The organism is Marinobacter sp. DS40M6 (assembly GCF_028581595.1).
In the GTDB taxonomy this organism is placed as follows: Bacteria; Pseudomonadota; Gammaproteobacteria; order Pseudomonadales; family Oleiphilaceae; genus Marinobacter; species Marinobacter salarius.
In genome coordinates, this window is the sequence record NZ_JAFCAE010000003.1 from 55,546 (window position 1) to 82,194 (window position 26,649).

The 26,649-nt window shown below is 56.1% G+C and carries 27 protein-coding genes; 16 read left to right on the top strand and 11 right to left on the bottom strand.

All coding sequences use genetic code 11. The features are described 5' to 3' along the window. The gene (locus JJO78_RS07890; RefSeq protein WP_036207101.1) at positions 1-663 is read right to left on the bottom strand and encodes a type II secretion system protein N; all 663 of its coding nucleotides are present in this window, start codon (positions 661-663) and stop codon (positions 1-3) included. A 194-nt stretch (positions 664-857) separates the two neighbouring features. On the opposite strand from JJO78_RS07890, the gene gspE reads away from it, so the two are divergent. From gspE to gorA, 11 genes are all read left to right on the top strand, one after another. Beyond that, on the top strand, positions 858-2,366 hold the full coding sequence (gene gspE / locus JJO78_RS07895; RefSeq protein ID WP_273623289.1) for a type II secretion system ATPase GspE: 1,509 nt from the start codon (positions 858-860) through the stop codon (positions 2,364-2,366). 4 nt (positions 2,367-2,370) lie between these two features. Next, the gene (gspF, locus tag JJO78_RS07900) at positions 2,371-3,582 is read left to right on the top strand and encodes a type II secretion system inner membrane protein GspF (RefSeq protein WP_273623290.1); all 1,212 of its coding nucleotides are present in this window, start codon (positions 2,371-2,373) and stop codon (positions 3,580-3,582) included. A 64-nt stretch (positions 3,583-3,646) separates the two neighbouring features. Further along, on the top strand, positions 3,647-4,084 hold the full coding sequence (gspG, locus tag JJO78_RS07905; RefSeq protein ID WP_164732128.1) for a type II secretion system major pseudopilin GspG: 438 nt from the start codon (positions 3,647-3,649) through the stop codon (positions 4,082-4,084). Next, positions 4,066-4,620, top strand: a complete 555-nt coding sequence (gene gspH, locus JJO78_RS07910; protein ID WP_051946924.1) for a type II secretion system minor pseudopilin GspH — start codon at positions 4,066-4,068, stop codon at positions 4,618-4,620. The genes gspG and gspH overlap by 19 nt, the downstream gene beginning before the upstream one ends. Then, positions 4,617-4,991: a type II secretion system minor pseudopilin GspI gene (gene gspI / locus JJO78_RS07915; protein WP_036207111.1), complete on the top strand. Its 375-nt coding sequence runs from the start codon at positions 4,617-4,619 to the stop codon at positions 4,989-4,991. Before gspH ends, gspI begins: the two co-directional genes overlap by 4 nt. Continuing rightward, a complete protein-coding gene (gene gspJ / locus JJO78_RS07920; protein WP_273623291.1) occupies positions 4,991-5,785 on the top strand; it encodes a type II secretion system minor pseudopilin GspJ in 795 nt (264 codons plus the stop codon). The genes gspI and gspJ overlap by 1 nt, the downstream gene beginning before the upstream one ends. Further along, positions 5,778-6,791: a type II secretion system minor pseudopilin GspK gene (gene gspK, locus JJO78_RS07925; RefSeq protein WP_164732127.1), complete on the top strand. Its 1,014-nt coding sequence runs from the start codon at positions 5,778-5,780 to the stop codon at positions 6,789-6,791. The genes gspJ and gspK overlap by 8 nt, the downstream gene beginning before the upstream one ends. 78 nt (positions 6,792-6,869) lie before the next feature. Further along, positions 6,870-8,174 (top strand): type II secretion system protein GspL, encoded by a 1,305-nt coding sequence (gene gspL / locus JJO78_RS07930; RefSeq protein ID WP_273623292.1) that lies wholly within the window; start codon positions 6,870-6,872, stop codon positions 8,172-8,174. Between the two features lie 4 nt (positions 8,175-8,178). Then, positions 8,179-8,709: a type II secretion system protein GspM gene (gspM, locus tag JJO78_RS07935; protein ID WP_091643781.1), complete on the top strand. Its 531-nt coding sequence runs from the start codon at positions 8,179-8,181 to the stop codon at positions 8,707-8,709. A 22-nt stretch (positions 8,710-8,731) separates the two neighbouring features. Then, positions 8,732-9,397: a GNAT family N-acetyltransferase gene (locus JJO78_RS07940; RefSeq protein WP_041334903.1), complete on the top strand. Its 666-nt coding sequence runs from the start codon at positions 8,732-8,734 to the stop codon at positions 9,395-9,397. Between the two features lie 33 nt (positions 9,398-9,430). Continuing rightward, a complete protein-coding gene (gene gorA, locus JJO78_RS07945) occupies positions 9,431-10,792 on the top strand; it encodes a glutathione-disulfide reductase (protein WP_273623293.1) in 1,362 nt (453 codons plus the stop codon). Positions 10,793-10,811: 19 nt separating this feature from the next. On the opposite strand, the gene JJO78_RS07950 is transcribed toward gorA, so the two are convergent. The 3 genes from JJO78_RS07950 to JJO78_RS07960 are packed head-to-tail and all read right to left on the bottom strand — an operon-like array spanning position 10,812 to position 15,962. Then, positions 10,812-12,755 (bottom strand): ATP-binding protein, encoded by a 1,944-nt coding sequence (locus tag JJO78_RS07950; RefSeq protein ID WP_036207124.1) that lies wholly within the window; start codon positions 12,753-12,755, stop codon positions 10,812-10,814. Beyond that, a complete protein-coding gene (locus tag JJO78_RS07955) occupies positions 12,748-13,734 on the bottom strand; it encodes an ABC transporter substrate-binding protein (protein ID WP_273623295.1) in 987 nt (328 codons plus the stop codon). The genes JJO78_RS07950 and JJO78_RS07955 overlap by 8 nt, the downstream gene beginning before the upstream one ends. Before the next feature lie 35 nt (positions 13,735-13,769). Further along, positions 13,770-15,962, bottom strand: coding sequence for a TonB-dependent receptor plug domain-containing protein (locus tag JJO78_RS07960; RefSeq protein ID WP_273623297.1), 2,193 nt, complete (start codon positions 15,960-15,962; stop codon positions 13,770-13,772). A gap of 129 nt (positions 15,963-16,091) precedes the next feature. On the opposite strand from JJO78_RS07960, the gene JJO78_RS07965 reads away from it, so the two are divergent. Then, positions 16,092-16,763 carry a J domain-containing protein gene (locus JJO78_RS07965; protein WP_273623298.1) on the top strand — a complete coding sequence of 224 codons (672 nt, stop codon included), beginning with the start codon at positions 16,092-16,094 and terminating at the stop codon, positions 16,761-16,763. Here JJO78_RS07965 and JJO78_RS07970 read toward each other — a convergent pair. From JJO78_RS07970 to JJO78_RS07985, 4 genes are all read right to left on the bottom strand, one after another. Further along, entirely contained in the window at positions 16,734-17,738 is a 1,005-nt protein-coding gene (locus JJO78_RS07970; RefSeq protein WP_036207138.1) for a bile acid:sodium symporter family protein, read from the bottom strand. The genes JJO78_RS07965 and JJO78_RS07970 overlap by 30 nt on opposite strands. Further along, entirely contained in the window at positions 17,735-18,415 is a 681-nt protein-coding gene (locus tag JJO78_RS07975) for a FadR/GntR family transcriptional regulator (RefSeq protein WP_273623299.1), read from the bottom strand. The genes JJO78_RS07970 and JJO78_RS07975 overlap by 4 nt, the downstream gene beginning before the upstream one ends. An 88-nt stretch (positions 18,416-18,503) precedes the next feature. Continuing rightward, positions 18,504-19,985, bottom strand: coding sequence for a flavin-containing monooxygenase (locus tag JJO78_RS07980; protein ID WP_273623300.1), 1,482 nt, complete (start codon positions 19,983-19,985; stop codon positions 18,504-18,506). Between the two features lie 78 nt (positions 19,986-20,063). Continuing rightward, a complete protein-coding gene (locus tag JJO78_RS07985) occupies positions 20,064-21,032 on the bottom strand; it encodes a beta-ketoacyl-ACP synthase III (protein ID WP_075194819.1) in 969 nt (322 codons plus the stop codon). Between the two features lie 186 nt (positions 21,033-21,218). On the opposite strand from JJO78_RS07985, the gene JJO78_RS07990 reads away from it, so the two are divergent. The 3 genes from JJO78_RS07990 to JJO78_RS08000 all read left to right on the top strand — a co-directional run bounded on the left by JJO78_RS07990 (position 21,219) and on the right by JJO78_RS08000 (position 22,650). Continuing rightward, a complete protein-coding gene (locus JJO78_RS07990; RefSeq protein ID WP_273623301.1) occupies positions 21,219-22,001 on the top strand; it encodes a hypothetical protein in 783 nt (260 codons plus the stop codon). 91 nt (positions 22,002-22,092) lie between these two features. Then, positions 22,093-22,347: a YdcH family protein gene (locus JJO78_RS07995; RefSeq protein ID WP_036207155.1), complete on the top strand. Its 255-nt coding sequence runs from the start codon at positions 22,093-22,095 to the stop codon at positions 22,345-22,347. A 150-nt stretch (positions 22,348-22,497) separates the two neighbouring features. Next, positions 22,498-22,650 (top strand): hypothetical protein, encoded by a 153-nt coding sequence (locus JJO78_RS08000; RefSeq protein WP_167603990.1) that lies wholly within the window; start codon positions 22,498-22,500, stop codon positions 22,648-22,650. A gap of 19 nt (positions 22,651-22,669) precedes the next feature. Here JJO78_RS08000 and JJO78_RS08005 read toward each other — a convergent pair whose 3' ends face one another. Further along, complete coding sequence (locus JJO78_RS08005) at positions 22,670-23,557, bottom strand: LysR family transcriptional regulator (protein ID WP_273623302.1); 888 nt, start codon at positions 23,555-23,557, stop codon at positions 22,670-22,672. 86 nt (positions 23,558-23,643) lie between these two features. Then, complete coding sequence (locus JJO78_RS08010) at positions 23,644-24,276, bottom strand: NAD(P)H-dependent oxidoreductase (protein ID WP_075194826.1); 633 nt, start codon at positions 24,274-24,276, stop codon at positions 23,644-23,646. A gap of 165 nt (positions 24,277-24,441) precedes the next feature. Here JJO78_RS08010 and JJO78_RS08015 point away from each other — a divergent pair, with 165 nt between their 5' ends. Then, on the top strand, positions 24,442-25,383 hold the full coding sequence (locus tag JJO78_RS08015) for a DMT family transporter (RefSeq protein WP_273623304.1): 942 nt from the start codon (positions 24,442-24,444) through the stop codon (positions 25,381-25,383). On the opposite strand, the gene JJO78_RS08020 is transcribed toward JJO78_RS08015, so the two are convergent. Next, on the bottom strand, positions 25,367-26,590 hold the full coding sequence (locus JJO78_RS08020) for an MFS transporter (protein WP_051946929.1): 1,224 nt from the start codon (positions 26,588-26,590) through the stop codon (positions 25,367-25,369). The genes JJO78_RS08015 and JJO78_RS08020 overlap by 17 nt on opposite strands. Between the last annotated feature and the right edge of the window lie 59 nt (positions 26,591-26,649).

The window sequence follows — 26,649 nt, forward strand, 5'->3', positions numbered from 1 at the left end:
TCAGTTGTTGGTTCTCAGGCGTTCGCGAAGTTGTTCCAGGCGCTGCCGGATTTCCTCGCGGCGTTGGTCGCTGGTGTCTGTGGTGGTGGATGTAGATCGTCTGTCCACACCAGTTGGACGAATTTGCGTGCCACTGGGTTCCTCCTGCTCATTGGAGGTTTGCGTGGAAGCCATGGAGAGCCCCGTTCTGTCTTCATCTTCGGGAAAATAGAGGTTCTCGAGTTTGCCGCTGCGTTCAATGATGATGCGATTGGGGCGAACAGAACGAAGGGTCGCATTGCCAGGCAACTCATCACCCACCAGATAGGCTTCGGTGTTTCGCTTGTCGTCTTCAATCAACGCGCTACCAGGAAAGTCGCCCGAGGCGGCCAGCACACCGCGAAGAAACAGCCGCAGATTGGTTTCCGGCAGGTTTTCAGTATCGGGTTCCGTTTGGGGCGCCTCTTTACCGGGTTCTCCAAACAAGGCAAAAGAGGCCAGGTTTACCTCTGGCACCTTCCGGGTGTCGGTTTCCGCCATTGTCATGTCAGCAGTGGAAGTGGTGTCGCCGGCACTGGTTTCATTCTGCCAGAAACGAACGCCCTGCCACGCTGTCACAGTGATCATGGCGATGCCTGCGACGATGGTGAGTATCAGTGGTAACCTTGAACTGGTAAAAAGCATTGAATGTCCCGAAAAGAGCAGGTGTGGGCCGGCAAAAGGCTCACAGGTTATCAGACTGCAACGATTTATTGGCAGTATAGTGTATAGAGTTATTCAGCGGTTCCATATCCTATGGTAGCCTTTCTGAATTAATTGAATAGAAAGGGATTCCGGAACTTTTTTCTTCCCGCCCCGGCAACAAAACGAGGACGACCGTGGACACAGACACAGAACTTCAGCCGCAGGATGCTCCGCTGGGCCGTCTACCTTTCACGTTCGCCAAACGCAACGGTGTGATTCTGACCCGTGACGACGATGGCGACCCTGTAATCCTGGTACGGCCCGGGGCGGGCCACTCAGCGCTGGCGGAAGCCAACCGCATCAGCGGGGGGCGTGCAAGGTTTTCTCCCATTGATCCGGCCCGGTTCGACGCCGCGCTGAACGCCGCTTACCAGAATGATTCCGCCGAAGCCATGCAGATGGTGGAAGGTATTGGCGATGATATGGACCTGGCGTCGCTGGCGGATTCGGTGCCCGAAACCGAAGATCTGCTGGAGCAGGAAGACGACGCCCCGATCATTCGGCTTATCAACGCCATTCTTACCGAGGCGGTCAAAACCAGCGCCTCTGATGTTCATATTGAAACCTACGAAACACGACTTGTAGTTCGCTTCCGGGTGGATGGTGTTCTGCGGGAAGTGGTACAGCCCAAGCGAGCGCTGGCGCCCTTGCTGGTGTCGCGGATCAAGGTTATGGCCAAGCTGGACATCGCGGAGAAACGGGTGCCACAGGATGGTCGTATCGCCCTGCGGGTTGCCGGACGTGAAGTCGACATTCGTGTGTCCACCATGCCGTCATCCAGCGGTGAACGGGTGGTATTGCGTCTTCTGGACAAGCAGGCCGGGAGCATTCGCCTGGAATCCCTTGGTATGGCGGGAGGCGATCTTAAAATACTGCGCCGGCTGATCTATCGGCCCTATGGCATCCTGCTGGTAACCGGTCCCACCGGTTCCGGCAAATCCACAACATTGTATGCGTCGCTGCAGGAAATCAACGATCGCAGCCGGAATATACTGACCGTTGAGGACCCGATCGAGTACAACCTGCCTGGTATCGGCCAGACCCAGGTCAACACCAAGGTGGATATGACTTTCGCCCGTGGGCTCCGGGCCATTCTGCGTCAGGACCCGGATGTGGTCATGATCGGTGAAATCCGTGACCTGGAAACGGCGGAAATCGCTGTTCAGGCCAGTTTGACCGGTCACATGGTGTTGTCGACTCTCCACACCAACACCGCCGTGGGTGCAATTACCCGCTTGATGGACATGGGCATTGAGCCGTTCCTGATTTCTTCCAGTCTGGTGGGCATCGTGGCCCAGCGATTGGTGCGCGTGCTCTGCAAGGACTGTTGTGAACCCTACACACCGAGCGAAGAGCATTGCGAATTCCTGCAGCAGGACCCGGCCAATCCGCCGACGATTCATCGCGCCAAGGGCTGCGAACACTGCAACCAGTTGGGGTATCGGGGCCGTATTGGTATCTACGAAGTCGTTGAGGTCAACGAGGAGATCAGCTCATTGATCCATAAGCGGGCAGGGGAGCTGGATCTCGAACACGAAGCCAGACTTCATGGCCCGAGCATCCATGCCGATGGCGTCCAGAAAATCCTGGATGGGGTAACCACGGTTGAAGAGGTCCTTCGCGTGACCCACCGGAGCAGGTAACTCCATGCCAGCATTCGATTACAAGGCACTCGACAGTCGCGGCAAACAGAAACAGGGCGTTGTCGAGGCCGATGCACCAAGGGCGGTTCGCCAGCAATTGCGTGAACGGGGCCTGACGCCCCTGGCGGTGGAGCCAGCCTCGGAGAAACAGGCCCGGAGCAACCCACTGAGCAGCCGGGGCAGCCTGGCAACGGCGGACCTGGCTCTGGTGACCCGTCAGTTGGCGACGCTTATCCAGTCCGGCATTCCCATTGAACAGGCGCTTTCGGCGGCCGCCCAGCAGTCTTCCAAGCCGCGCATTCGCAGCATGTTGATTGCCATACGTGCAAAAGTCATGGAGGGCTACAGCCTGGCGGACAGCCTGGGTGAATTCCCACGGGCATTTCCACGGCTCTATCGCTCCACCGTGGCTGCGGGTGAACACGCCGGGCACCTGGATTTGGTGCTCAACCGGCTGGCGGACTATACCGAGGCCCGGCAGGAGGCCCGTCAGAAAATCCAGTTGGCGGCCATTTACCCAATCATTCTCAGCGTTGTGGCCATTGCCATTGTGGTGTTCCTGTTGACCTATGTTGTGCCGGACATCATCGAGGTGTTTGTAAAGCAGGGGCAGGAGCTTCCGGCGCTGACGGCCGCCATGCTGGCAGTCTCTGATTTCCTGGGAAACTACGGTATCTATCTGCTGATACTGATCATTACGGCACTGGTTGTTTTCCGGTGGTCATTGAAGAAACCCTCGTTCCGGCTCCGCTTCCATAAAAGCCTGCTGAACATGCCGCTGTTTTCAGGCATGGTTCGCGGTGTCAACACCGCACGCTATGCCAGTACACTGAGCATTCTGACCACCAGCGGTGTACCGTTGGTGGAAGCCATGCGTATTGCCGGTGAGGTGCTCTCAAATGACCACCTGCGTCAGGAGCTGCGGGATGCAGCAAGAAAGGTGAGTGAAGGCGGTTCCCTTCATCGCTCGCTGGACCAGACGGGGTACTTCCCACCGATGATGCTGCACATGATTGCCAGCGGTGAAGCCAGCGGCGAGCTGGACAGCATGCTGGAGCGGACTGCGACGATGCAGGAGAACACCCTGCAATCCAAGATTGCCGCCATCGTGGGCCTGTTCGAGCCGATGATGCTGCTGTTGATGGGCGTGGTTGTGTTGATTATCGTGCTGGCAATCATGCTTCCGATCCTGAATATGAGCAACCTGGTTGGTTAGGCCAGGACCGGCAGGCCAACCCCATTTCCAAACCCAGAGATAGGGACAGATGAAGAGCGAAACAATGAAACATCAAATGGCACAACGGGGTTTTACCCTGATCGAAATCATGGTGGTCATGGTTATTCTGGGCTTGCTGGTAGCCATTGTGGCGCCCAATATCATGGGGCGAAGTGACCAGGCCCGCGTGACCGTCGCCGAAACCCAGATGAGCAACATCGCTAACGCGTTGGACCTCTACCGCCTTGATAACAGCCATTACCCGTCAACCCAGCAGGGCCTTGAGGCACTGGTGTCCAAGCCCAGTGGCAGCCCCGAGCCGCGGAACTGGAATCCGGAAGGGTACCTGAACAGCGTTCCCGAAGATCCCTGGGGTGCGCCATACCAGTATGTAAACCCAGGCACGGAAGGCCCTTATGATCTCTACTCGTACGGTGCCGATGGCCGAGAGGGCGGTGACGGTGATAACGCCGACATCAGCGTATGGAAGGTCAGGGACTGATAGTGCTCTCCAGGACGCGACAGTCGGGCTTCACACTGATCGAAATACTCGTTGTCCTGGTGGTGGTTGGGCTGCTCGCGGCGCTTGCGGTTATGTCGATGGGTGGTAGCTCGCGTGATCGCGAGATGGAAAATGAAGTACGCGAGCTCTACCTGCTGATGCAGACCGCCTCGGAGCAGGCGATACTGAACAATACTGAACTGGGCCTGATCCTCGAGGAAGACAGCTATCGTTTCGTCGCCTGGGAAGAGTTGAGTGGCGAATGGAAACAGCCAGCCGAGCGGATGTTCCGGACACGGAGTTTTCCGGAATGGATCACGGTGACTGAATACATCGAAAGCGATACCCCACGCCTGGCGTCTGACGAAGATGAACTGAGGCCGGATGTGGTGTTTTTCTCCAGCGGTGAAACCACGCCCTTTGAGATTGAGTTCCTTGTTGGCCGCGATGATTCCCGGATGCATACCATTGCGTCTGATGGCGTTTCTCCCTTGGAATGGCGCCATCCCGGAAGCGAAGAGGTCGAGGAAGAATGAAGGGCCAGCGCGGTTTCACACTGATTGAGGTCCTGGTGGCTCTGCTGGTTTTCGGCCTGATTGCCACCGCAGCCGCTGAGGTGGGTAGTCAGTATATTTCCAGCTATGAGCGGATTCGGGACAAAACACTGGCTGGCTGGGTGGCGGACAATCGCATCAACGAAATCCGGCTTCAGGAAAACCTGCCCTCTATTTCAGAGAACTCGGAAGACATCGAATACGGCTCCTATCAATGGCAGGTAACCACTGCTGTCCTTGCCACCGAAGACCCGTCCATTCTCCGTGTTGAGGTGACCGTGGCTCAGTATCGCGGCAACAGACCTGAGCCCGCCCCGATCCACACGCTGTCTGCGTTTATTGGTGAGAACTGATGCCGGCCTCCATGATCATTGCTCAACACAGGTCGCGTCCCTCCGCCCAAGCTGGCTTTACCCTGATGGAAGTGCTGATCGCGGTTACCATCACCGCTGTTATCGGCCTAGGGGTATGGCAGGTGTTGGGCAGTGTGGTCTCGTCCAGGGACCGGGTCAACGAAGTCGCGGAACAGTTTGATAATATTCAACGCACCATGCTCTTGCTGGAGCGGGACATTACCCAGGTGGTGAACCGGTCCGCCCGTGACATTTACGGCGATTTCCGTCCTGCTCTGACCAGCCGTGAGGAAGAGTTTTCATTGATTCTCACCCGCCAGGGCTGGCGAAACCCACTGGGCACCCGCCGCAGCAGTCTGCAGCGGGTGGGCTGGGAATACACCGGGGATGAATTGCGCCGGCGGTACTGGGTAACCGTCGACAGGGGGCAGGAAGACAACAGCCAGGACCTTCTTCTGCTCTCGAACGTCACCGATTTCACGGTTCGTTTTCTCGATGATCAGCGAAACTGGCGGGATGAATGGCCTGATGAAGAGAGTATGGCCAATATGACACCGGGTACGCGCCCCGATATTCCCTTACCGCTGGGTATTGAGGTCACCATTGAGCATGAACGTTTTGGAGAGCTGGTAAGAACCTTCACGCTTCCTGATTTTGACAACGACGTTGCCCAGGGTGTGGTGAATAGCGTCAACGATGCCGCAGACGATCAAGACGATGATCAACAACAGGATCAGAATCCAAACCCAAACCCTGGCCAGGACTCATCGGGGACAGGAGTGACGGGTGGCTAAACATCCATTCATTGGTAGGCACGGTGGTCGCCAGAGTGGCGTTGCACTGATTATGGTGCTCCTCGCCATGGCGCTGGTGGTCATGCTGGCAACAGGCATGACCCAGCAGCAAAGCGTGCGGGTATTCCGAGCCAGCCACTACCTTGCCCAGCAGCAGGGGCACAGCGTGGCCCTGGGTGCGGAAGCCTTTGCCCGCCAGATTCTGGTGCGCGACTTTGAGGACGACAAGGAGAACAACCTCATGGTCGACAGCCTGGACGAATTCTGGGCAAAGAATGCCGCCATCCTCCCGCTGGACGACAACGGCGTGGCGGAGGTTCAGATTGATGATCTCGGTGGCAGGATCAACCTCAACGACCTGGTAAGCGCCAACGGGCAGGTCGACCCCATTGTTCGTGATCGAATCGCCCGTTTGCTCCAGGTGCTCGAAATCACCACTGTCAATGTCGATGCGCTGGTGGATTGGATCGACCCGAACGACCAGACCGTCAGCGCGTATGGGGCCGAGGACGGTCAGTACCTTTCCGCGGATCCGGCCTACCGGGCCGGCAATCAACCCTTTGTTGATGTTTCCGAGCTTCGCATGATTGATGGTATGACCGAGGAAGCTTATCGGGCACTGAGACCACACGTAACGGCGTTACCGGTGACGGGGTTGGGCATCAACGTCAACACTGCGACGGCACCAGTGCTCAGGTCTCTCCATGAGGAACTGACACAGGCTCAGGCAGACGCTATTCTGGAAAGACGCACAGAAGAGCGCTTCGAGAATGTACAGGACTTCCTGGCAATAGATGAATTTGCGGGGAGGGGGATGAAACCCACGGGCCTCGGTCTGCAAACCCGTTTTTTTGAAGTAGTATCGCGGATTACCTACGATAACCGGGTTGCCAACCTGGTCAGCACGGTTTATCGAAGCCCGGAAGGCGAGATGCAAACCGTGTCTCGTGACACCGGGCAAAAGAATCGTATTACCAAGGAACCGTTCACGATCTCCGGGGAATAGGGAAGTCCGGAGCCGGAAAACCGTTACAAAAAGAACCGATAACCCCCCAGAGGGTTTCGAAAAAGGAAACTGTTCAGAATGTCATATCGCCTCTACGTCAGGCCACGGCCACCGTTCGCGGACCTCGACGCCAACCCGGAAGCCCAGTTGTACAATTGGGTGCTGGTGGATGCCAGTGGAGATGCCCAGGCCCGGGGAACCGCGGATTCACGAGACACCATCGAGCAGACTCTGACCCAGAACGATCTCGAGAATGTGCTGTTGGTGGGTCTCATTCCCGGCGATGAGGCGCTCTTCTGCGTAGCGGACATTCCCGCCAAACAAACGCGATTTGTTCATCAGGCGCTCCCTTACGCGGTTGAGGAGCAGGTTGCCCAGGACATCGAAAGTGTTCATCTGGCCCTGGGTAACCGCACGGAGAAAGGTTTTCGGGTGGCGGCCATAGACTACGGGCAAATGGCCGAATGGGTGGTGATGTTCAGTGGTTGGAATCATCTTAAGCTGGATGCGATCTACCCGGATTCAAGCTTGCTGCCGTTAACTGAAGGCGGCTGGTCGGTGTGCCTGGATGGCGATTCCGCCATGCTTTCCAGTGATCAGGGGGAGTGGCTCAGTGTTCATGCGCGAAATCTCGCGATGTTTGCGCAGACGCTGGCGCTTCCACCGTCTGATGAGGTGGTCGCCGAGGTGCCGGTGACCGTTTACGGCACTGAGCAGGAATTTGAGCACCAGCAGGCGGACCTGAGCGAGCTGAAATCGTCAGGGCGCCTGGTAGTTCGCGAGGAAACGCTGGAACTGATGCCACTGGAACTGCTGGCACACTCCCACCATCATCACCTTTGCCAGCCGATCAACCTGTGCCAGGGGGCCTACAGCATCCGCACGGGCAAATCGAGTGCGCTGGGCGCATGGAAACCGCTGGTTGCCGTGGCCTGCGTATGGTTTGTGATCCAGATTGGCGTGGAAGTCGGCATGGGATTCTACTACCAGCAGCAAGCCGATGATATCCAGGAGCAGGCGATGGCAGTTTATCGTGAGGCCTTCCCGGGAGACGCCAGGACCCATTCCGGTAACGTGCGCCGGGTTGTTGAGGGGCAGTTGCGTCAACTTCAGGCGGAAGGGCCAAACGCCGGTTTTCTCACGTTGATGAAGTACACGGGTGAACAGTACTCGAAGATTCCCGATTCACGCGCTGTCACCTTCAATTCGGTGAACTACAGCCAGAATCGCGGGGAACTTGTGGTCGATGTGCGTGCAGACAGCTATGACAAGCTCAGCACCCTGAGAAATGGCCTGACCAGTCGCGGATTGGAAGCGAAGATCGGCTCGGTGGTTAACGAATCCAATGGCGCCCGCGGGCGTCTGACGGTTTCCGGAGGATAATGGCATGTTAAACAGGATCAAGGAGCAGCCAGCCGTCGGAAAGCTCATCGCCCAGTATGACCAGTTGCCTCGCAGGGACCAGCAGGCTCTGTCTGTTCTTGCGGTGGCCGTTCTCCTCGGCATTCTCTACTTCGGAGTCTGGCGCCCTGCCACGGGTTTTCACAACGAAGCTGTCGAGTCTAGGGAGCGTGCCACTGAACTCTTGGCGTGGCTTGAGGCTAATCGTCAGTCATTGGAGCGTCTGTCCAGTGCCAACTCGTCTTCGGGGGGCGCAGGTTCTGATACGCCGGTAGACGGTAGAGCACTTATGGCGCTGGTGACGCGCAGTGCCAGCGAATCAGGCCTTTCGCTTCAGCGCTTCGAGCCCAGTGGTGAGAACGCCATTCGCGTCTGGCTCGAGGGTGCACCGTTCACCGAGGTGGCCAACTGGTTGGAACGTCTGAACACTAGCCACGGTGTTCAGATAGATCAAGCGTCCATGGACCGACAGAACGATCCAGGGATCGTATCCGTACGTCTGACGTTAACGATTTGAGGCAGACACTGGAGAACATGTGATGAGTGACGGCACACAGAACAAGAATAGCCAGGAGCCAGTCATTGTTCGACTCGATGGAAGTGCCCGAAATGAGGCGATTTCCATATTAGTCCATGCGTACCGGGATGAACCGACGTTCCAGTACCTGTTTGATCATCGTCGGCCTGGCTATCAGCAGCGCGTGCGGGCCACGGTGCGGGAACTGATTGATCTCTATTTTGGTCTGAATCAGGATGCGGTGGGTGTGCTGGTGAACGATACACTTGTTGCCGTTGCCTTCATTGGCGAGCCGGAGCTCCGGCTGAACCTTGCGGAGCAGCTTAGCTGGCGCATTCGCATGGTTCTGACAGCCGGGTTTGCCTCTACCCGTCGTTACCTGGATTACCATGAGAAAATTCGGGAAATGCTACCCCAGCCTCTGGCTCACCAGTTGCCATTGATGGGAGTGAATCCGAACTATCAGAACAAGGGGTATGGGCGACTGCTGTTATCCACGGTTGAGAAGCTCTGTGCGGAAAATCCCCGGGGAAGCGGGCTTGTCCTGGATACAGGCAACAGCCGCTACCTTCCGTTCTACGAGTCCGAAGGGTTCCGGAGCCTTGGCACCATTCGCCTGGGAAGCTTTGAGGATCACATACTATTCCGTGAGGTCCGCCCCGACGAACAGGCGGCGGTCTCCGGTTGAACGAACAGATTGTCGAAAAAGACAGGAGACGCTGTGTCTGACAGACAGGATTTTGATCTTATTGTTGTGGGTGCCGGTTCCGGTGGTGTCAGGCTGGCACGCATGTCCGCGGCCAAGGGCGCTCGTGTGGCTGTGGTGGAATCGCGCTATCTTGGTGGAACCTGTGTGAATGTTGGCTGCGTCCCCAAGAAACTGTTTGTCTATGGTTCCCACGCGGGTGAAGACATCGAGGACGCTGCGGGCTATGGCTGGAACGTGCCAGGAGATCAGGTCAGTTTTGACTGGACCAGGCTGGTTGCCAACAAAAATGCCGAAATCGAACGTCTTAACGGTATCTATGGGCGCATGCTTGCCAATGCCAGCGTTACGGTTATCGAAGGCACCGCGACACTGACCGATGCTCACACGGTGGTAGTGGGAGAGCGGTCCTATACCGCGAAGCATATCACTATTGCCACCGGCAGTTGGCCCGTGGTCCCGGATGTGCCAGGCAAGGAATGTGTTCTTACCTCGAACGAGATGTTCTATCTGCCGCAACTGCCGAGGCAGGCAGTGGTCTGGGGCGGTGGCTACATAGCGGTGGAGTTTGCCGGTATTCTTGCCGGGCTTGGCGTCGAGACAACACTTCTCTATCGCGGTGATCTGTTCCTTCGGGGCTTCGATGACGACGTTCGTGAGTTTACCGCTCAGGAAATGCGGAAAAAGGGCGTGGACCTGCGCTTTGGCGTCAATATCGAATCCATCGAGAGCGAGGACACTCACTACAACGTCAACCTGACCGATGGCTCCCGGCTGAATACCGGTCTTGTGATGGCGGCGACCGGGCGCCGTGCGTTGGTGGACGGCCTGGGACTTGAGGCGCTTGGGGTTCAGCTCAGTGCCTCGGGCCATGTGGTTGTGGACGATTACTTTCAGTCCGCCGTACCCTCGATTACAGCTCTTGGCGATGTTATCGGCACCCCGCAACTGACGCCGGTGGCGCTTGCCCAAGGCATGGTACTGTCCCGGCGACTGTTCGGGGACGGCCAGGGCGAGATGGACTATACCTGCATTCCTACGGCGGTCTTCTGCCAGCCCAATATCGGAACGGTCGGCCTGACGGAAGCAGAGGCGAGGGAAGCCGGGCATAAGCTCCGTATCTACCGGTCGGAGTTTAAACCGATGAAACATACCTTGAGTGGGCGGGATGAGCGGTCACTGATGAAACTGGTGGTGGATGCTGACACTGACCGGGTGCTGGGTGCTCACATGGTTGGGCCCGATGCCGGAGAAATAACCCAGGGGATAGCGGTTGCCCTGAAAGCTGGCGCCACCAAAGCGCAGTTCGACAGCACTATTGGTATTCATCCGACCTCCGCTGAAGAGTTCGTAACCATGCGCGAGCCCGTCGCGTAATCTTGCTAAAAGCCGCTGGTTACACCCGTATCCAGCGGCTGAGTACCGTTCTCAGGTTTTCTTTTCTCACCGGCTTGGCGAGGTAATCGTTCATGCCTGCCTCTCGACAGCTGGTCTCGGTTCCCGGAAGGGCGTCCGCTGTCAGTGCGATAATGGGAGTTCCGCCCTGGCCGTTGCTCTTTTCCCATTCCCGGATGCAGCGGGTGGTTTCATAGCCGTCCATCACCGGCATCTGGCAGTCCATCAGGATAACGTCGTAGCCGGAGTGATTGGTTCGAACCAGTTCCAGTGCCTCCTCACCATTGGCTGCAGCGTCTGTCTCAAAGCCCAGCCGCCGTAGCAGGGCAGTGGCGACCCTTTGGTTCACCATGTTGTCCTCCACCACAAGAGCACGGGCTTGCTCGCCTCCGGTTTTGATGGGGCCCTGATCTGCGGCCTCAACATGATCGACCCGGTTTGCCAATTCAAAGGGCAGCTCGAAGCGGAACTGCGACCCTTTGCCAATGTCGGTCTCGACTTTGACGTGACCGCCCATCAGCTCAACCAGTCTCTGGACCAGCGAAAGCCCCATGCCGGTTCCACCATAACTGCGTGAATCACCCGTATCGAGTTGCTCAAATGAGTTAAAGATGTCGTGAATCCGTTCGACAGGAATGCCACAGCCGGAATCGCTGACGGTGCAGTTGAGCACCAGGCAGTTATCCTCAACAGAGAAAAAGTTAGCCTGTACTTTGATGAAGCCGTCGCCTGTGAATTTGATGGCATTATCGATAAGACCCGCCAGGATCTGGCGCAGGCGTGGTGAGTCTCCCAGCACAAGCAGGCGATCCGGCCAGTCTCCGATAAACTTGGTGGACAGCGCCAAACCTTGCTGCTCGGCGACATGACGGTAGCTGGCGGTGCAGTTGGTGATGAGTTCTTTCAGGTCAAACTCGCGGTTATCCAGTTCCAGCGTACCCCGGTCAATATGGGAATAGTCCAGGATGTCATTGATGACCGTCAGCAAGTCCTCAGTGGACTGCCGCGCCGTCTGGAGATAGTCCTTTTGCCGAGCACTCAGGGCCTCATCGGTCACGAGTTCGATCATTCCCAGAACACCATTGAGCGGTGTGCGTAACTCATGGCTCATGGTGGCAAGAAATTCGGATTTGGCTCGATTCGCCATCTCCGCGCGTTCCCGGGCTTTTTCAGAAGAAGCCAGGGTTTCGTCCCGGGATGCCTTAAGGTTCCTCAGATGCCTGGAGAGAGCATTGAGGCTTTCCTCCAGTTCCCGGGTTTCGCGAGTGGCGCCGGCAAGGCCGACCTCAACTTCCTCGTATTCCCGATTGGTCAGTTTTGCAACTCGGCGGGACAGGCCATGGATCGGTGAGACGATACTGTTTAGAGAGTGTTTGACGATTAGTAGCGTAAACAGCAGCAGTGAAAATCCAACCGCCAGTGATGTCCAGAGTATATCCTGCCGGCGTGCTGCGAGTTGGGCTTTGTTGACGCCCACCTGAACAGTACCGACGCGAAGCGCTCCTGACCCGAATCCGTAGTTGGGCTCAAACCATTCGGTCTGGCGATCCTCCCCCAGATCGAGCGGTTGCTGCAGTATCTCAGATTCGAAGACGTCGAAGGTCTCCTCGGCACTGATATTGCCCGGGTCGTCCGTGGACACAAAGCCAACCTCTTCGCCCACCACGTTGGAGACGCGTATCCATTGGGCGCGGCTGCGCCGCAGCGATTGCGACAGTATCTGTTCCAGGGACGCCGTGTTCCCCGAAACGACGGCGTATTCAACCGCCGGCGCCAGGCTGTCAGCCAGCATCTGACTGCTGTCAGCCAGGTCCTTGCGGGCGTCATCAAGCCGAGCAGACGTAAAGAACACCATCAATACGATAAACATGACGATCGCTGGTGCGGCACCCAGTAGCAGAAGCTTCCGCGTGAGGGAGACTGGCCTGCCCATACGCTTACTCATCAGACGCCTCCTCAGAACCGGCTAACCGCTCGCTAATAGAGTTGATGATCTCCTGACGGTCGGGCAGCGGAATGTTCAGGGAACGCGCAACCTGGTCGTTGAGCTCAATCCTGAAGACATCGGGATAGGCGGGCGGGGGGAACTGACCATCGCGGCGGTATTGTTCTATGTAATTCGCTGCCAGTTTGGCAATCTCGGTTAAAGGGGTATAGGTAGACGCCAGCGATCCCGCTTTGACATAAGCCTGACTCGGGCCGATGACAATCCGGTTACGACGATAGGCCGTCAACAAGATGTGCTTGATGGTTCGGGGGTTGTATATACCACTGTCCGGTGCGGCCAGAATAAAGTCGCCGTAGTTCAGCGCGTGAATGAGCGTTGGTATCAGGTCGTTGTCGGAACTGACGACAAATACTCGTGCCTGGAGCCCGTAAGCTGGAAGTTTTTCAACCAGGGATTCGTAGATTTCGACGGTCTCGGGGCGGGCAAGCATCGCCACCCGGGTGGCATGAGGCAGGATTTCCTGTCCAGCGACGGCCTGCCTGATTAAAGGGGGATTGTACAATATGCCGGAAACCGAACCTTCAGAGCGCTCTGCATAACCTTTGATAAATGATTGATCCACAAGCAGAGCCAGGATGGGTACGTCACGATTCCCTTGCCGGACTCGGGTAAAGGCTTCTGGTCCGAGCGTAATAACGGGTGTGGTTTGGTCCTGAGACGCCTGGCCGCTATTGAAGGAGCGAATGTTGATGCCACTGCCCAGGGCCTCCTTAAGAAGGGAGAGCATGCGGCGATTCAGTGCGGAGTTCTCGGAACCGGCCAGGTACACCTGGGCCCCCGAAGAGGATTGCGCGTAAACAGGCTGCAAAGGCATGGACAACACGAAAAGCAGGAACAGTACGGCACTGGCCAGGACGCACCGACTGGCATGGCCGCCTGATTTATTCCCCACTTTGGTGTTGTACGTTGGTTTCATACCGTCCAGGGTCGGGTATCGTCCGTGTGGTGCCTTTAGAATCTTACGCCGACTTCAGCGAAGAACTGGTTATGGTCCTTGATGACGTTATCTGGACTCAGATCCACGTCGCGGTCCAGGTAGTGCTGCATGGTAACGGCAAACTCATAGCTGTAGCCGGTTTTGAAAATGTGCCTTGCCAGCCTCAGGTCCAGACGTTCGAAATGTGAGCGCCGGAACTCATCCGCAAAATAGAACGCCGCTGACGAGGTCAGGTTGAAAGGCAGATCCTGTATCCACGCAAAACTTCCTGAATGCCTGACCGACAACCGCCCCAACAGGTCAATGGCGTATTGTTTGTCGCCGGCATCGCGATCATTGGCGCCGGTATAGCGGCCATCCTGATCCAGATAAGCATAGCTCATCCTCAGTTTTGTACCGGGAAAGTCCAGTGACGCCTCTACCTCAAAGCCTTTCTGATCGAGCGCGACATTGTTGTCGATGGTCCAGTCTTCTTCGTTGATGATACCGCTGATCATGTCCCGAAGCTTGTCGTTGAAATAGCGAACTTCCAGTGACAAGGTGGAACTATCCAGATAATACTGGCCAAAATAGCTTATTTCCCGAGAGGTTATGCGCTCTTCTTCAAGTGTTTTGCCATACGTCGACGTGGCTGGGTCGACCAGATTTTCGACCAGGAATCGTTGTCCTTCAAGAAAGGCGTATGGTGGCTGAACATTCCTGGGGCGATAGGACCAGTCCGGGTTCTGTTCGAACGCATCTGGTGTGCGTACCGCCTCGGAGTATACAAATCGGAGCGTGTGGTTGTTAGCCAGGATGAAGTTGGCAGCCACCCTTGGTGAAAAGTAGCCTTCATCCGTGGTGGTGGTTTTTTCCCAGTTGCCGCCAGCATTCAGGGTAAGCCAGCGTAGAGGTGTGTACTCAAGGTTCGCAAAAACCTGTGACTGGTAGTTGTTGCCGCGGCCATTGAAATAGGTTTCAGACCGATAGGTATCCTTACGATAACCAAGACCCGATACCAGCTTCAGGTCCCGACTGAACAACAGGGTATCCTGGATTTCGAACTCCAGGCGGGATTCCTCGATGTCTTCATTCAGGTATGCCCTGAAAGGGTCTACTTCGTTGGCAGTACAGGACTCGAGATCAAAGCTGTTTCCCTGAAGAATATTGTCAAAAGTATCCCCGGGAATGCATATGCTCCAGCGCTGCCGTCGATCATAGTTCTGGAAGCTGGCCTGTACATGATAGAAATGGTTTTCGGAGGTCGTCACGTTCAGGCGGGTTTGCAGATAGTAGTCGTCGACGATGATATCAGGATGGTCATCGGCGCCGAGCTTGCCGTTCTTGATCTGATCCTCCTCGTTAACGCCATCCACCACACCACCGCGCAGGTCCAAACTGTATTGGCTGTTCAGGAACAAACTGCTGTCGTAGTTAAAGGTGTTGATGTCATAGCCATCATGAAAAGGGTAGTAGATGTCATCGTCTTCCTGCTCATCAAAGCCGTCCGATTTACGCTTCTCATAGGCCAGGCGCCAGTTGTAGTCGCCAGAGGCATTACCGGCAGAACCAAAAACCCGCTTATAGCCTCTGGAACCAGTAATAGCGCGAGCTTCAACACCAGCCGTATCCTCAGGCGCGCGGGTTATGATGTTGATGGTTCCGAGGAAGGCATTGATACCATACGCGGCGCTGTTCGGGCCGCGGCTGACCTCAATTCGTTCTATCAGTTCCAGCGGTACTGGCATGGTATTCCAGTCCATGTCGGACAGGTTAGGACGGTATGACGTACGGCCATCAACCTGAACCTGCAATCGACGCTGCTCATAATGTACAGTGCCGTGGTAACTGGTTACCGGGTTGTTGCTCCCGACTTCGGCGACGGTCATGCCAGGAACCAGGCGAAACACCTCTACCAGGTTCATGATACCGAGATCCCGGATCATTTCGCCGGTGATGATGGTGGTCGTGCCGGGCACACGTGACTTCGGTTGCCTGAGGCGGGTTGTGGTCAGTACCTCTGGAATTCTGGAATCCATTTCAAAGGCTTCCGGTGAATCGCCAAGCGCTGCCAGCTCGAAGGTTTGTTCGTTGTTTTCCTCCGCCACCGCCGCTACCACCGGAACAACGGCGATGAACGTGCCCGCAAACACCGACATCAGGCGATTGCGATAGGTGTCAGGACGAACAAGCCCCGGAATTTTAATGAGATAGGTCGTAACGGACATGAGTGTCGTTTTATACTTTGCCGAGTGTGGGATTTTTTTATGATGAACGCTTTTTTCATATCCTAGGTGACCAGATTACATTTGTCTCTCTAAAATTTAATGAAAGTCTGATGAATGAGTTACAACTCTATGAATTGTTGGGAAGTATTGGGTATCGAGCCCACCGGTGATCATGCCCGTATCCGGGCGGCTTATGAGCGGCAGGAAAAGTTCGCCTCCGGTGAGGAGCTTGAACGACTGCGGCGGGCTTTCAAGGAAGCAACGGGCGGGGAACCGCAAACGGACAACAGTCCATCCGATGCCGGTAATGAAAGGCGGCCTCAGGTTGCTGAGACCCCTGCGGCAGTGAGGCAGGAGGACCAGGAGTTGGATGCCTCGGAACGACAGGTGGTACGAGAGGTGGTTATCCAGGTCCGAGCCTTGCTGAATGATTCAAGTCGCAGCAAGGACGCGCAGATCTGGAAAGCCATTCTTGGAGAGCCTCCTGCAGATCAGCCTCATGTTCGCAAGGAAATTGCCGACGCGCTGGAACCTCAGGTTCGGCCGATGGCGGAAAACGGCAGCTTCCCGGCGCCGGTTGTGCAGTTTCTGGCGGGGTGGTTCGACTGGTATAGCTTGCGGGATGCACATGCCCACGACGCTGACGAGGACGACATGGAGGCGGAAAAGTCAGCGGGGGATCAAGAGCCGCAGGAAGAACTGCCGCCCCAGATGGTTAACTTCTGGCCAGCGGTCATCGGCTGGATCGTCGGCCTGGCTGTATTGGCTACCTTATTCAGTGGTATGGGGGGCGGCGGCTGACGCGGCCTCAATCCTGCGGCGATACGCCTGAGCCAGCATGGCTCCCACAATGACCTGAATCTGGTTGTAGCACATGATCGGCAGCACGATCATGCCAAACCCGGGGTGTCCGGAGAACAGCACCTTGGCCATGGGCAGGCCGGACGCCAGACTCTTCTTTGAGCCGCAGAATACCACGGCGGCCTCGTCCTCCAGGCTGAATCCAAGCCGGCGAACCACAAACATCGCCAGTACCATAAAAAATCCCAGCAGCGCGAAGCACAGCACGATGGCCAGCAGAATCGCCTTCAACGGCAGGTTCTGCCACAGGCCACTCGCGACCGAATGGGAAAAGGCGGAATACACGATCAGCCAGATCACACACTGGTCATAGCGGGAGGTGAGCGTTTCATTCCGAGCCAGGAAACCACCCAACAAGGGGCGCAGGCCGTGGCCAACCGCAAACGGAAGAAGCAGTTGTAGCACAATGTCTTTGAGCGCCTCCGCCACCGAAAAGCCACCGTCGCCCGACGTGCTCACCAACAGTAACAGCAGAAATGGTGTCAGCATCATGCCAAAGACATTGGATGCAGCAGCGCTGCAGATGGCGGCAGGCACATTGCCCTTGGCCATGGCGGTATAGGCAATCGAGGAAGAAACGGCCGACGGCAGCACACCCAGATAGAGGAATCCCAGCCCCAGATCAGGCGGCATCCACTGAGGCGCAAAACGACTGATTTCATTGATGGGTAATGCCACGAGGGGAAAGAAAACAAAGGTGAAAGCGGTAATGATGATGTGCAGGCGCCAATGGGTGGCCCCGGCTACGATCTGTTCACGTGAAAGCGCCGCGCCATGAAGGAAAAACAGGAGTGCCACGGCCACAGTGCCTGCAGTTGCCAGGGCGTTGGCGGCATCACCACGCACCGGCAGGAACGTGGCAAGGACAATCGCACCTAACAGCAATAGCGTGAAGGTATCGAGCCTGAATTTCATGGATGCTTCTTCCCCAAGGCTTTAAGGCTCGGCTGGAGCAGCGCCCTCGAAAGAGTTTCCGCCTTAACGGAGTCCTGTCGTCGGATCGCGGCGAGTAGCAGTTCATGATCCTCCTGGGAAGGTTCAGGAAGTCCTGAATCGAGCTCGGTCAGTTCAATGGTCTGTGCCACCGAATTGGCAAAATAGTCGTACAGTTCCGACAGGGCAGGGTTGTGTGACGCTGCGACCAGGGATGTATGAAACGCATAATCGTGACGGATTCGGCTTTCAACATCGTCACCGGCTTTCGCCCGCTCATCCAGGGCGAGCGTCATTCTGTCCAGGTCCTTGGCGTCCCGGCGTTCCGCAGCGAGCTTCGCAGCCTCGGTTTCCAGCATGATCCGTACTTCGAGCTTGTCTCTTAACTGGGCCCGGTTGATTCTCCGCAGGGTTTCTCCTGCATCCTTTGTGGCTCGAACGTAGGTGCCATCCCCCTGACGTGTCTCCAGCATGCCGACATGCACCAGGACCCTGACCGCTTCACGAACGGTGTTACGGCTCACGCCGAGGGACTCCGACAGTTGCGCTTCAACGGGCAGCCGTTCGCCAATCGCCCAGTGGCCTTTTTCAATGGCCTGGCGCAGGCTTTCTATGGCGGTTTCGACGAGAGAGCCCTTGGAGATTCTGGCGAGCTGCATGTTTAAGATCCTGATAAATGATGACCCAATCATCCTATGAATATGTCCGGGCTGTCAAATGGACAAGCCTGGAGGGAGCAAGGAGAGGCTAAACGGAAGGTTGCAGGAACTCGTAGTCGTCCGGGTTCACCTCCCGCGTGGCCTTGCGGTAAGTGAAGGTGAAACCGGGCCAGTTCACCGTGTTCTTGCCATCGCTGTCCAGGTACCAGGAATGGCAACCGGATTCCCAAACGCTGTCTTTAAGCTTTGTCTGAACGCCCTCCGAGAACGTTTTAAGCCGATCTGGTTTTACATCCATAGCCGTGCCGGGTGTTGCGCTCAATGTATTGATACAACCCAGCACATACCGGACCTGGGACTCCAGCATGTACACAATGCTGTTGTGGGCGAGGTTTGTGTTGGGCCCGTAGAGCATGAAAAGGTTGGGAAACCCGGACACCGTAATGCCCTTGTAGGCCTCCGATCCAGTGGCCCAAGCCTGGTTGAGCGACGCGCCGTTGCGGCCGGTGATCTCCATCGGTGACAGGAAATCCGAAGCCGCAAATCCGGTCCCCAGGATTATCGTGTCCAACCGGTGCAGAGCGCCGTCGGTGGTAATCAGGCCTTCCTCCACGACACGCTCTATACCAGTGGTGACGAGCTCGACGTGAGACTGATCAACGGCTGAATACCAGTCGTTGGAAATCAGTATCCGCTTGCAGCCGATCTTGTAGTCCGGAATCAGGTGCCTGAACTTTTCGGGATCGCGCACCTGATGTTTGGCAAAGCGCTTTGCCTGCCAGGCAAAAAGCTCGAGCAAGCTGTTAAAGCGGGTGAACGCCAGGGCGCGGCTTTCATTCTTCCAATAGATCAGGGAGCGGTAGATGCGGTCCCAGGCCGGAATCTTCTGGAATAGTGCCTGCTCCCATTTATAGAACGGTCGGTCGGGTTTCGGCAGCACCCAGGCAGCGGAGCGCTGGAAAAGGCTGAGAGCTCTTACCTTTGGCACTATTTCCGGCACGAATTGAATGGCGCTGGCACCGGTGCCAATCACGCCAACATTCTTGCCGCTCAGGTCGTAGTTATGGTCCCAACGGGCGGAATGGAACGTCGTGCCTGCAAAGGTATCCAGGCCGGGAATATTTGGCCATGCTGGCTGATTCAACTGGCCGGTAGCGGTGACAATGATATCGGCTGTCTGAGACTCTCCGTCAGTAGTGGTGACGGTCCAGGTGTTGGTGGCTTCGTTGAAAACCGCGCTGGCGACTTCCTTATTAAACTGAATATGCCCCGCCAAATCATATTTCTCAACGCAGTGCTGCATATAATCAAGAATTTCCGGCTGCAATCCGAACTTTCTTGACCAGTCGTGTTTGGGCTCAAAGGAGAAGGAGTACAAGTGAGACTGAACATCACAGGCCGCACCGGGGTAGGTATTATCTCGCCAGGTGCCTCCAACCCCGGACGCCTTTTCCAGGAGGGTAAAGGTTTCTATTCCGGCATTCCGGAGCTGGATGGCCATGCACAGGCCGCCAAAACCGGTGCCAATGATGATCACAGACGGTGTGGTACTGCGGACACTCTCGTTCACGGAATCTTCCCTTTGACGTTATTTTGGGAATTCGGATACCGGGTAGAGTATACGTCTGACGCGACTTGCGGTAGATGGTCAGAACCGGATTAACGCAGAACCCCATGTAAACCCGCCGCCAAAGGCTTCCAGCAGAAGCACCTCATTTTTCTGGATGCGACCATCGCGAACGGCAACGTCCAGCGCCAGCGGAATTGACGCAGCAGAGGTGTTACCGTGCTTGTTGACGGTCACCACCACCTGGTCCATGGACATGTTCAGCTTGCGAGCCGTGGCCGCGATAATCCTCAAATTCGCCTGGTGCGGTACCAGCCAGTCCACATCGGATTTCTTCATCTGGTTGGCTTCCAGGGTTTCGTCCACAATTCTGCCCAGGGTGTTCACGGCAATCTTGAACACTTCATTGCCCTTCATGTGGACATGGCCTTTGCCGGCCCGAACCTGGTCGAAGCCATCGCCAATACCAAAGGGTACGTGGAGCAGGTCTTCGTATTTGCCGTCAGCATGGATGTGGGTCGAGAGAATGCCGGTTTCCTCGCTGGCCTCCAACACTACGGCGCCGGCACCGTCACCGAACAGCACACAGGTGCCTCGGTCTTCCCAGTCCAGAATGCGGGAGAACAGCTCTGCGCCAACCACCAGAACCTTCTTGCTGCTGCCGGTTTTGATGAACTTGTCAGCAACCGATAACGCATAGACAAACCCGCTGCAAACAGCCTGGATATCGAAAGCCGGGCAGCCATGGATATCGAGTCTCGCCTGTAGAATGCACGCCGAGCTGGGAAAGATCTTGTCAGGGGTGGATGTGGCGAACACAATCAGGTCAATGTCGGCAGGCTGAAGTCCGGCGGCTTCAATGGCCCTGCGGGATGCTTTTTCAGCAAGATCGACGGTGGTTTCACCTTCTACAGCGATGTGTCGTTGCTCAATGCCGGTACGCTCACGAATCCACTGGTCGCTGGTGTCGACGATTTTCTCCATGTCTTCGTTTGTCATGACATTTTCGGGCAGATAGGAGCCCGTGCCGACAATTCGCGCGTACGTCATGTGCTAGTTTCCTCAGGTGAACGGATCAATACTCAGATTCTTTCAATCATCCTATACCCTATTGATCGCCCCCAGCTATTAGCGTTTTGTCAAAGATGAGCTGGAGATACCCCGGAAAAGCTGGTACTCAGCCTGTAATCAGCTATACCTGTAGACAGGAACTCTTGTTGTGAAGGAGTGCTGCTGATGACAGACCTTCCCCTCGGTATGAAGTATTACCTGCTTATTCTCACCTCAAGCCTGATTGAAGACCTCAATGACTATGGCGTCAAATGGATTGCGAACGAACCGGGCATTGCGATTCGTGACGTTGAAAAGGCGTTTTTCTGCGCCCGGGCCCTCGAAAGCAGGATGCCGGACGAACCTGGTCAGGCGGACCCGCGCCTGTGGCCGGAGCTTATGAAATCTATCCATACCATTCGGCGCGTCCTGGATGTGGTCGAGAAAACCACGTTCGATGCCGTGATCGCCGAGGCCCTGGAAACCACGTCCGATATCGCGCGAGCAGATATCAAGCACGTCTTCGAACAAAAACGGGAAGCGGGGGAGGTGGATTTCCGTCTTCACGGACTTCTCAACACCAAACCAGATTCCGGCAAACCGGACCCTGCAGTGCGCGAGGCCTTCATGCTGAAGCGGGCACGTCGCTATCAAAGCTTTATGGCGTTCGACGGCGCCACACTGAACGCCGACGAGAAGGTGATATTGAACGATGCGCAATCGGTCGCCCGCCACATAATGGATGGCGACCGTGATAACCGTCGAATTGATGCACTGCTCGTTATGGGCGCCGTGCTGATTGAAACGGCCAGCGTGAGACCAAAAGCCAGGATCCCACGACTGATCCGGGAGAGCTTTGATCGCATGGCCACCAAGGCTGCGATGGCTCTCGGTGCCATTGTCTATCGTGACGAGTATCTTGAGTTTAAAGCTACTCTCGGATTGGAGCGGCTTGATTCGGATTTATAGGGAGCTGCTTTATAACGTTTTAACGGTTCACAACTCCCGATGATGAATGGCATCCTGACTAACCACTCTGCGAAAAGAAGGAGACGAGGTAATGGGCATTTCCAACCACGAACTTCATAACGAATTCCCCCAGTTTGGCGAATTGATCGACGAACTGAGAAAGAACGACCCGACGTTCCAGCACCATTTTCGGCAGTACGCAGAGCTGGACCAGGAAATCGAAGGCCTGGAACGCAGGGATGCCCCGATCGGAGACGATCAGTTGCACCAGATGAAACAACAGCGACTGCAACTGAAAGATGATCTGTATAAGACGCTTGTAAAGAAGTCGAACGGGGCGGCATAGGTACAAGTTGCTAGGCTCAAAGGCCCCAAAACAAGGCCTCGTAGTGGTTTCCAAGTATGGGGCCGGACAGGAATCATCCATAAAATAGGTAACTACTTAAAACCGATTACGGTTTAACCCTTTGTTGTTATCGATAGATGGATGATTGAAATGAAAAGAGCCGCATCACTGTACAAAGGGTGGAGAATGAAGCGTAACTTCCTCCACCTGGTCCTGACCATGGAACCCCGTCTTCTGAAGGACGTTGGTTACCCACCTGAGCTTGTTGCACAGCGTCTGGATACACCGTTCTGGAAGTTCTGATCTGTTATAAAACAGATGACTATAGAGACATCCTTAGAAACTGGATGAACTCTCTGGCACGCCTTGGCAGGTACCGCCGATCCGAATACATTGCGTAGATCGAGCGGGGTACCGGCTCCGCGCCAAGCTTTAAATGCTGAAGCGTGCCGGCTCCAAGTTCCGCGGCCACATAGTCGCGAGGCACCATTGCGATGCCCAGCCCCTCTTTTACCGCCTCGATTAACATCATGGAGTTGTCCGCAACCAGCGGACCGGCGACGCTGACAGATTTTGTCTGGCCCGAGCCAGTCGAGAGCAGGAACTCCCATCGCTTTGCATCTGGGCTCATGCTGTACACAAGGCATTGATGGGAAGGCAGATCATCGATCGTGGTGGGCACACCTGCCTCGGCCAGATAACCTGGTGACGCCACCAGAATACGATCGAGCGCCCCCAACCGCATTGCAACAAGCGATGAGTCTTCCGGTGCTTCTATCCCTCGAATGGCCACATCAACGCCGCTTCCAACCAGATCGGTGAGTTGGTCGCTCATCTGTAGCCGAAGGGACAGCGACGGGTGTTCTTTCTTGAACTGGAGAATTAACGGGCTGAGAACCTTGATGGACAAGGAAACCGGGCTGGCAATAACCAACTCGCCCGACAGATCGCCGGTATCAGCAACGGAATCGAGCATTTCGCTGGTCTGCTCAATGATAGAAAGGCAATAGGTGTAGAATCGCTCGCCTTCGTCCGTAAAGCTGATCGTACGGGTATTGCGGTTGATCAGCTTAGAGCCCGTCCAGGATTCGAGGAACCGGACATACTTGGATATAACTGCATTCGAGCACTGGAACTCGTCGGCAGCAGCCGTAAACGAGCCCAGCTCGTAAATTCGCTTGAAATACTCCACCCCCTTGAGGCGATCCATGCCGGCGCTCCACATCAGATCTTGATTGATGAGGGAATTATACAGGCAAGCGCCGGTGTGTGGCTGATTTCTATCGGGCCTGTTGATCAGACCCTTTGAATCAGTTGGGACAGGGGTCTGCGCACCTTTGGCATGTTCGCCATCCGGTCCTCCGCCGTATCACGGTACCCCAATGCTGCAATGACCACGCTGCTCAGATTATCCTCGTTCAATCGCAGGACGCGATCGAGGGCGGCTGGATCAAAGCCTTCCATCGGCGAGGCATCGACACGCTCTATAGCGGCGGCGGCAAGGGTAAAGCCCAGGGCAATGTATGCCTGTTTTGCGGCCCAGGCCTGCTTGTCAGCGGCCGTTTCCAAACCATTGATGGTACCTTTGATAGCGTCAGCGAACCCGTTCAGATCGGCAATCGCAACCCCTCTCTCTGTCGCCGCCAGCTCGATGTAATGATCAACCGTTGAGTCATCCAGATCCGTCTTGGTCGCAAACACCAACAGGTGGGAGCATTCCTTGACCTGTGGTTGCGGTGCAGCGTCTTCATGGATGCGCTCAAGCAGCGAGCGGTCGCTGATGACTTTGATGGTGTAGGGTTGCAACCCATAAGAGGACGGCGCCAATCGTGTGGCCTCCAGTATTCTCTCCAGTGTGCCTTCCGGGAGAGATTTGCCATTCATGCGTTTTGTGGCGTAACGCCATTCCAGGGCTTCCAGAAAATCCATAACAGTCTTCCTGTGTCGGTTTTGGTGGTTGGTTGACTGCTGACACTAAACGATGAGTTTCGGGGAATCGATGCGCAAATCGGCAAAGCAGTTTTCACGAAACGTGTGGTGATCCGCAGTCGCCGCATCGGGATGATAGGGCTCGCAACTAACGGAGAAAAAACCATGAAACAACATACGAGTACCGCATCTCATCAACCCGATGTAACATCCATGCTTCTGTTATTGGGCGTTGGCGTACTGATTGCCCTGATGCTGCCGCTTTCCAGGGCCGCCATGGACATCGGCATGACACCACTGGCGTACGCCTTCTGGCAGGCTTTGGGTGGCGGTATCCTGCTGGTTCTCTGCGGTCGCCGGGGTTCCCCGGTGCGATTCAGCAGGCCCCTGTTTCAATACTTTGGCATCAGCGGACTGACCGCCATTGCCGTACCCAATGCGCTGGCCTTCATTGTTGTTGCGAATATTGGGTCCGGCCTGACGGCGACTCTCTATGCGCTGCCATCCCTTGCCACCTACGGGATCTCCGTCATTCTGGGCATGGAAACACTGAGCAGGAAAAAGTCCATTGGGCTGAGTCTGGGCGTTGCCGGTTGTGTCTGGATTCTGTCGCCCAATCCGGCGGGCATCAATCCGGACTCGCTGCCATGGCTGCTGTTAGGTATGTTGCTTCCGCTGTCCCTCGCTATTGGCAATGTGTATCGCACGTCTCACTGGCCGAAAGGGGCTACTCCAGAGCAGCTGGCCCCTGGAATGCTTCTCGCCGGTGCCGTACTGATTTTACTGGTGGTCGTGGTGACTGGGGGCGCACATTCGCTGCTTATTAGCGGGATGGATCTCTGGACCATTGTGGCCGTTCAGTCTGTCCTGACTGCGATCAGTTATCGCGGCTTCTTTCACTTACAGAAGCGGACATCGCCAACGTTTCTCAGCCAACTGGGGTTCGTGATTACACCCGCTGGCCTATTGTTCGGGATCGTTTTCTTTGGTGAGTCTTATGGTTGGGCCGTGTGGGGTGGCGTGGTGCTGCTCTTGATAGGTGTTGTACTGGCAAACGGCGCCACCCGTGAACGCAAAACCTGCAACGCGGTCAGGAATCCTGGCTAAGCGCAACGTCGTCGTCGACACGCTCTGGGCCGGACTGCTGACGCCATGCCAATAGAAATATCGCGAGCCCGGCAACGGCGGTTGTGGCACCAACATACCCTGTGGACTGCCATCCAAGGCCGGCACTGATAGCCATCCCGCCCAGCCAGGGTCCAAGAGCATTGGCCACGTTGAACGCTGCGTGGTGAGAGGCGGCGGCCAGTGTCTGGGCACCGTGCGCCACGTCCATCAGGTGGGTTTGCAGCGCGGGCCCAAGGCCAACCATCAAGGCGACCAGGAAGCACATCACCAGCATGGTCCAGATGGTTTCTGTGGCGTAGGGATACAGAAGCAGCATGCTGATACTCCACAACAACATCCAGCCAACGCTGCGGAACTGGAGGCGATCAAACAGCCAACCTCCGAGGATGTTGCCAACGAATCCTCCGAGCCCGAAGACCGCGAGTGCGATTGGAATCCAGAAGGGATTGACCCCGGTGACTTCCAACAATGTTGGAGCCATATAGCTGAATACACAAAACATGCCGGCAAACCCGATGGAGCCGATGGCGAGCGGATACCAGATTTCCGGGCGATTGAACGCCCGGATTTCCGAGAATGGGCTTTGCCGTTCCTCTTGTCGATTGAGAGGCAGGAAAAGAACAATCATCAATCCGGTAAGGGCTGCGATAGCACCCACAAACCCAAAGGCATACCGCCAATCCAGATGTTGCCCAAGAATCGTTGCCAGTGGGTTTCCGATCAACAGCGCGAGGGTAAGCCCCATCATGACCAGGCTCACGACCTTGGCGCGTTTGTTAAAAGGTACGAGTGAGGCGGCAACCAGGGCGGCAACACCGAAATAGGCGCCATGGGGGAGGCCGGCGATGAACCGGAACACCAGAAGTGATCCGTACCCCGGCGCCAGGGCACTGGCAATATTTCCCAGCGCGTAGAACGACATCAACAGGATCAGCAGGTGCCGCCGATAAAGCCTGGCACCGCCAATGGCCAGGAGCGGCGCTCCCACGACAACGCCCAGCGCGTACGCACTGATCAAGTGGCCGACCTGTGGTTCCGTAACCCCCAGATCCGCGGCAACGCCGGGCATCAGCCCCATGATGGCAAACTCTCCCGTACCTATCCCAAACCCGCCCATGGCGAGTGAGAATATGATCAGTGTAATCCTGGCGGGAGAGTAGGGAGCTTCCTGCAATTGAGAGGGCATGGGGTGGTTGGCCTTGGCTGCAAGTCAGTAAATTTGAAACAAGGCCGCCCAGTGTGAGC

Coding starts and splice junctions, on each gene's coding strand:
- JJO78_RS07890 (WP_036207101.1), bottom strand. CDS start 663: ATGCTTTTTACCAGTTCAAGGTTACCACTGATACTCACCATCGTCGCA.
- gspF (WP_273623290.1), top strand. CDS start 2,371: ATGCCAGCATTCGATTACAAGGCACTCGACAGTCGCGGCAAACAGAAA.
- gspG (WP_164732128.1), top strand. CDS start 3,647: ATGAAACATCAAATGGCACAACGGGGTTTTACCCTGATCGAAATCATG.
- gspH (WP_051946924.1), top strand. CDS start 4,066: ATGGAAGGTCAGGGACTGATAGTGCTCTCCAGGACGCGACAGTCGGGC.
- gspI (WP_036207111.1), top strand. CDS start 4,617: ATGAAGGGCCAGCGCGGTTTCACACTGATTGAGGTCCTGGTGGCTCTG.
- gspJ (WP_273623291.1), top strand. CDS start 4,991: ATGCCGGCCTCCATGATCATTGCTCAACACAGGTCGCGTCCCTCCGCC.
- gspL (WP_273623292.1), top strand. CDS start 6,870: ATGTCATATCGCCTCTACGTCAGGCCACGGCCACCGTTCGCGGACCTC.
- gspM (WP_091643781.1), top strand. CDS start 8,179: ATGTTAAACAGGATCAAGGAGCAGCCAGCCGTCGGAAAGCTCATCGCC.
- JJO78_RS07940 (WP_041334903.1), top strand. CDS start 8,732: ATGAGTGACGGCACACAGAACAAGAATAGCCAGGAGCCAGTCATTGTT.
- JJO78_RS07950 (WP_036207124.1), bottom strand. CDS start 12,755: ATGAGTAAGCGTATGGGCAGGCCAGTCTCCCTCACGCGGAAGCTTCTG.
- JJO78_RS07955 (WP_273623295.1), bottom strand. CDS start 13,734: ATGAAACCAACGTACAACACCAAAGTGGGGAATAAATCAGGCGGCCAT.
- JJO78_RS07960 (WP_273623297.1), bottom strand. CDS start 15,962: ATGTCCGTTACGACCTATCTCATTAAAATTCCGGGGCTTGTTCGTCCT.
- JJO78_RS07965 (WP_273623298.1), top strand. CDS start 16,092: ATGAATTGTTGGGAAGTATTGGGTATCGAGCCCACCGGTGATCATGCC.
- JJO78_RS07970 (WP_036207138.1), bottom strand. CDS start 17,738: ATGAAATTCAGGCTCGATACCTTCACGCTATTGCTGTTAGGTGCGATT.
- JJO78_RS07975 (WP_273623299.1), bottom strand. CDS start 18,415: ATGCAGCTCGCCAGAATCTCCAAGGGCTCTCTCGTCGAAACCGCCATA.
- JJO78_RS07985 (WP_075194819.1), bottom strand. CDS start 21,032: ATGACGTACGCGCGAATTGTCGGCACGGGCTCCTATCTGCCCGAAAAT.
- JJO78_RS07990 (WP_273623301.1), top strand. CDS start 21,219: ATGACAGACCTTCCCCTCGGTATGAAGTATTACCTGCTTATTCTCACC.
- JJO78_RS07995 (WP_036207155.1), top strand. CDS start 22,093: ATGGGCATTTCCAACCACGAACTTCATAACGAATTCCCCCAGTTTGGC.
- JJO78_RS08000 (WP_167603990.1), top strand. CDS start 22,498: ATGAAAAGAGCCGCATCACTGTACAAAGGGTGGAGAATGAAGCGTAAC.
- JJO78_RS08005 (WP_273623302.1), bottom strand. CDS start 23,557: ATGGATCGCCTCAAGGGGGTGGAGTATTTCAAGCGAATTTACGAGCTG.
- JJO78_RS08010 (WP_075194826.1), bottom strand. CDS start 24,276: ATGGATTTTCTGGAAGCCCTGGAATGGCGTTACGCCACAAAACGCATG.
- JJO78_RS08015 (WP_273623304.1), top strand. CDS start 24,442: ATGAAACAACATACGAGTACCGCATCTCATCAACCCGATGTAACATCC.
- JJO78_RS08020 (WP_051946929.1), bottom strand. CDS start 26,590: ATGCCCTCTCAATTGCAGGAAGCTCCCTACTCTCCCGCCAGGATTACA.